Source organism: Halorubrum sp. FL23, assembly GCF_052439115.2.
Taxonomy (GTDB): domain Archaea; phylum Halobacteriota; class Halobacteria; order Halobacteriales; family Haloferacaceae; genus Halorubrum; species Halorubrum persicum.
On the sequence record NZ_JBQVRO020000040.1, the window covers coordinates 1 to 5,475 of the forward strand.

4 protein-coding genes are annotated in these 5,475 nt (G+C 51.8%); 2 read left to right on the plus strand and 2 right to left on the minus strand.

Annotated features, from left to right (window positions below; genetic code table 11):
- Positions 1-251 precede the first annotated feature (251 nt).
- Positions 252-872 carry a hypothetical protein gene (locus tag ACT4MF_RS18635; RefSeq protein ID WP_512053342.1) on the plus strand — a complete coding sequence of 207 codons (621 nt, stop codon included), beginning with the start codon at positions 252-254 and terminating at the stop codon, positions 870-872.
- A gap of 152 nt (positions 873-1,024) precedes the next feature.
- Here ACT4MF_RS18635 and ACT4MF_RS18640 read toward each other — a convergent pair whose 3' ends face one another.
- On the minus strand, positions 1,025-1,450 hold the full coding sequence (locus ACT4MF_RS18640) for a hypothetical protein (protein ID WP_444683816.1): 426 nt from the start codon (positions 1,448-1,450) through the stop codon (positions 1,025-1,027).
- Between the two features lie 638 nt (positions 1,451-2,088).
- Between ACT4MF_RS18640 and ACT4MF_RS18645 the strand changes: the two genes are divergently transcribed.
- Positions 2,089-4,107 carry a transposase gene (locus ACT4MF_RS18645; protein ID WP_444683817.1) on the plus strand — a complete coding sequence of 673 codons (2,019 nt, stop codon included), beginning with the start codon at positions 2,089-2,091 and terminating at the stop codon, positions 4,105-4,107.
- A gap of 392 nt (positions 4,108-4,499) precedes the next feature.
- Here ACT4MF_RS18645 and ACT4MF_RS18650 read toward each other — a convergent pair whose 3' ends face one another.
- Positions 4,500-5,186, minus strand: coding sequence for a ribbon-helix-helix domain-containing protein (locus ACT4MF_RS18650; protein WP_444683818.1), 687 nt, complete (start codon positions 5,184-5,186; stop codon positions 4,500-4,502).
- Between the last annotated feature and the right edge of the window lie 289 nt (positions 5,187-5,475).

Genomic DNA, 5,475 nt, shown 5'->3' on the forward strand with positions numbered 1-5,475 from the left:
CGAGTCGTCAGCAATAATGAGGTTATGTCACGGGCTCACGCTGTGCCGGCTGTCGAGACCTCGGGGTAAACACGTACCTTGGATCTTCCCCGGAAAAAAATGTTGAGATAAATAATGCGGATCCAATTACAGATTTTGAAACTGATTCAATAGACGATATCCTTGGAAGGCACACATACCATATTGGGTCCGGTATAAACCATGTGAATTCGTTCGAGGTCGGGGACAGTGTACAACATATTTTTTACTCTGTGACACACGGAGCAGCAGTTGATAATGGGAACCCTACTGATGGAATTGCGGCAACTGCTACTGAAATCGTCGAATTAGAAGGCGGATATACCCAAGTGAACGAAGGGATTACCAGTGCTCAATACGGCGTTAACGGAGACGAAAATGATTCTAACGGAGAGGATGTATCATATGATCGAGAAATTGCTGATTTAATTATTAACTGGGGAGGAGAGTTGAGCGACGCCACACCCGGATTAGGGACCATCCTCACTACCATTGATGCACTTGACGCATATATGGACTCACAAACTACAAATGTTACTCGGGCTGAGTGGGCACCGAAAGGCGTCCAGAGTGTTTCGCATGTCGCATCATTTATATTCACACAGGATTCTGGCACGTCTGAATCATTCCGAGTTGATGCATCAGTTGACCCTGCTCGTATTAGGAATACGATTCAAGCAGATGACACCGGGTTATCTCCTCAGAGTAACCCAAAAAAGAAAATGAAAGATCTTCCCAAAAAATATCAACAATTACTTGATTTTGAACCTGAGGATACGGTCACTATTAGAGAGGATTTCACTTTTGAATCTAAAACAAAGATTGACCACAAAAGTCAGGAAGAGAGATCATAAATAAATTAGTTCGACATAGATTAGCTGAATATATTTGTTCGTATAGGTGATCAACCCATATAATTTAAATTTTTGGATAGGAGTATATTATTACTTCTTCTCCGAATAATGGAGTTAACTCGAAGAAGTCGAGTTAATAGCCAAACGCATATTCATTGGCATTTATATGGTTCATCGAATGTATTTATACTTACTGTATCACCCCATAACATCACATGAATATCTATACAGTATCCATCATAATCTTGGAATATATTCGTGTCAAATTTTGTTTCGTAGGAGTCGGTATCCGACTGAACGGTGACTTTTATACTTCCACGTTCATTTGGAAAACCATCATCCACCATGACTGGCGTCCTTTCTGAGGGTTGATCAATAGGGCGATCGTGTGATGAGGAGTGGATTTCATCACCATTCTGTTTGATGATGATCTCAACCTCGTCGGAAGATCTGGTCGCACTAGATACTTCTGAAAGCAACACGCGATTTAAAATAAATCCTGTTCGCGAACTATTGAGACAGCCGGTTAACATTGTTGAAACAGCAATTGTTGTACCAAGGAGGGCTCGTCGTTTCATTATATCCATATTCATCTGAGAGCATAAATACATTGTTACACCTTGTTTAGACACGTTACGGAAACCTCTACTTTTGAACGATATTGCTACAAGCCAGTTCCTCTGTTTGAGTACCTACTATTCACCGAACTCAGTGCGACTGAGTTCAAGCAGAGGAGAAACAGTCTGTTACTCGATACGCCTGACCGTCACTAATGACACCTCGATCGTGTTCATGGAGAGAAATCGCAAGTAGTTACGGTGACAGCTCAGGAACCGTCCGGCAAGCTGTCAGAACGTGAATGCCATAGCTGTGGCTCACGACCGCTGCGACCGGCCAATGAGGGCCGCCGAGCCGGCGGCCCTCAGTAACTCACCTCTTGTAGATCTGATTCTTCCATACAGTTGAGCATCTGGACGACCGATAGAACTACTGCTGCGCTGATGAGTGGTGTGTACGTAAATGGAGCAACACCTATTCGGCCTCCCATAATATTTTTTTCTTGTCACGTAGGGCAATCAGAGCCACGTGTTCGAAGACGCTGTTGAATCATCGGCCTTTGACCACCCCAGTACCTCTTTACGCACGCTGAGGACTTAGCAGGCTTTCATCCCATCAGAGCCGTTATTTTATAAGTTAAGAAGCGCTGATCTGATGTATGACCGACCTCCCACCCGACGACGCCGTTCCTGTCTTGGAGGATTCGGGTGGGCCGTACACGACTGCGGATCTTTCTGAGCACGTCTCAAACACCCGTCAGAACCAGCTTTCCGCTGAGCTCTCCCAACCAGATGACTACTCTGGGAAGTCCGCGGAGCTAATAGAAGCCATCGAGCAAGCGCGTGCGGAGTCCTACGCGAAGCGGGATTCAATTGCCGACCAGCTTCAGTACGAGACCGTTGACGTCGTCCCGCAGGATAGTCTCATCAACTCCTCGTTCAACGAGATGGCGATGATGCGGGCGTACATCCTGAAGATGATCTCGGACGACATCGGCGGGTTCGACTCGCTACAGTGGTATCTTGAGCGCAACCCCGAGATTGCTGCCGGGTTCGGATTCGAGGACGACAGGGTACCCAACCGCACGACGTTCTCCACGCAGTGGTGGGAGCGCTACCGACCCGCCTTCCGTGAGCATGTGCGGTTCGCAGCCGCTCGCATCGCTGCGAAGCTGAAGGGCCACGACTTCAACCTCGTCGAGGACATCGACGAACAGATACACGAGTTCCTGCCGACAGAACCCGAGGAAGACACAGAAATTCCGGACGAGCACCGGATCGAGCAACAGACGCGTGACCGCGTGTTCAAGGAGTACCGCGAGCTCTTCAACGAGGTTATCGACTACGGGCGGGGGCCGAACAAGAGAATCGACGCCGACAAGCTGACCGAGCAGGCGACATTCACGAGCCGGCGCAACGAATCGGTGACCGGCGGCAGAGACGTGTACGTGTCCGAGCACCGCGTCACCGACGACGATTACATGTGCTCAGAGGCGCTGGCGAAGCCGCTCCGAAACTACTCTCGACAGCTCGCCGAAATCAACTACGCACGCAACAACGCCCTCGTACCGGGCGAGAAGTCCTACGACTGGTCGGTCAACCCCGAGGACCGCGACTTCGGCGAGGGGGAATCATGGCACAAGCGCACGGAGCGCGGGATCGACAAGCAGGTGGAGATGCTGAAGGAGCGCGGGATGTTGGACCGGCCCGTGGACATCTGTATCGACGGGACTGCCCGCGAGTACCACAACCGCAACGACACCGACGTCGAGGAGCCCGACGGCGTCCTTCACCGGTATCCGAAGTACGAAACGGGGTACGCGTACGAGGACATCACGCTCACGGCCATCTACCGCGGTCGCGCCATCGTTCTGTCGTCGGTCTCGAAGGTGAAGGACGACGAGCAGTACCAGTGCGTGCGCTACCTCATCGACCGCGCTCGGAGCCTCGTGAACGTCAACAACGTGTACGCAGACAGCGAGTACGGCACCCAGAAGATATGCTCGTACGTCACGCACTGCGGGCTTGACTACGTCATCAAGAAGCGGAAGACCCGCGGCGCAGTCAAGGAGTTCCTTGCCGAGGGAGCTAAAGGCCGCGCCGATTGGACGAACTACGAGATAGAGGGTGCCGACCACACGATGCACAAGACGACGCTGCTGGCGTTGGAGAAGATCACGCGCTCGGTCACGAAGAAGGGCGAGAAGCGGAAGGCTGGCCAGACGAACGACGGCACCTCACAGACGACGCTGCCGGGTATGAACGCACCCAACGAAGAGGACGACGAGGATGAAGACGACGAGACTGAAGTGGAGTACGCGGCGTTCATCACGAGCTTGGACGTAGAGGCTCGTGGCCTCCATCCGAGCGGCACCGGGCCGCGACGCGCTGAAACGACTGCGTTCGGCGTCGGCCAGCTCTACCGGAAGCGGTGGAGCATCGAGACGGCGTTCCGCGACATCAAGCAGAACTTCTTGGCGAACCCACGGAGTCGGTGCCTCGGCGTCCGGCGGTTCTTCTTCATGCTGTGCCTGCTGCTCTACAACTGCTGGGTGCTGTTGAACCTCATCGTCGCGGACGAGATGGACCACCGAGACAACGAGGAGATCATCTGGCGCAAGAAGATATTCATCATCGACATGCATAACGAGGTATTCCCCGACATCGAGTTCGGCTAGCCACCCCGTTCTGCCGCCGCGTCCGCCCCGATCACGAGCTGCGGCGCTCGCGGTTCACCATCATTTTCATCGTCTTCCTCTCAGAATAGTTAGATAGACCAGTACCAGCGGTTGATCTCTGGTTATTCAGCGGGAGATTTCCTTTCTACAACGGCCCCAGAGGCTCCAATCATCCTACCGTTTGAGGTACTAACGTTGAAGATCATCCCGGCATCATCGCTTGCGATACAGCTGCTTCGGCGGGCGAAATCGCTGCGGCAATTCGACGAATAGAGATGTATACTGACGATCTCGTTGGAACAGTTCTCTACGTCCCAGGCAACTGGCTGTGACTACCTCGGCAGCACCAGAAACCTGCTAACAAACTCGGGCCACGACTCATTTTCACGTTGTCAATCGGACAGATCCGGAAGAGACTCCATCGAAGCCTCTCGATCAAACGTATACGTTCCGTACTCAGGGCGTTCGAAGCCTGGAAGGTCATCGTAGAGGCGTTCAACTGTGGATGCCCAGAGCGCCCCGGCAGAGCCGTACGTATCTGGGTTACGTTCGTACAATTGCTCCCGTAATTCGCTTGCTTTGAGTGGTCCCTGATCGTCTAGGATCTGAGCAGCATCCAGCAATACAGTACGAGCGTCGTCACTTTGTGGTCCATTCTCGTCAAGCCACTGTTTGAACTTGGTGAGAGATCGCGGTTCGTCAGCTGATGGCTGTTCTGTCGTCGACGGGTGGTGATCCGAAGAAGAGTTATCCGAGGTTGAACTCACGGAGGGAGAGATGCCTGTTGGTTGATCATTATTGGGGTGGAGCTGTTCGACTTCTTCCTCGAGATCGCTAACTCGTTGTGTGAGCTCATCATGGTAGTCGGACAGTTCGTCGACAGTTTGCTCTATCTCGTCAACTGGGGTACTATCGGTCGTCGTGGATGTGTCCTCTGCCGTCGCGATCTGGCTGATATCGGGGCGATGAAACAGGAGATGGCGGATGTATTCTGATCGGGTACTAAATCCAGCTTCGTCCGATTCAGCATCCAATTCTTCGAAGAGGTCGGTGGGTAGTCGAAGTGTAATCGGTTCCATGTCGTATCAACTACGATAGTGATGGTCCTGCTTGCTCATAATGATTTGTAGTCGATTCGGTATTGGATAGGTTACGACTTATCTCTCGTAATGGAATCGATGTCGAATCGGATACAAGAGTGTATTTCTATGTAACCGACTGGAATTTGGCATATCTCCTCATGCTTTGTTAGACATCCGTTGTGAGAAAAAGAAGTCGTGAACGTTTCGTGTTGCTCCGTTGAACGCCGACGCTGTCTGCGGATTGTATCGCTGATTTCAGGGGATTTGGACGCCGTCTGGCGATATG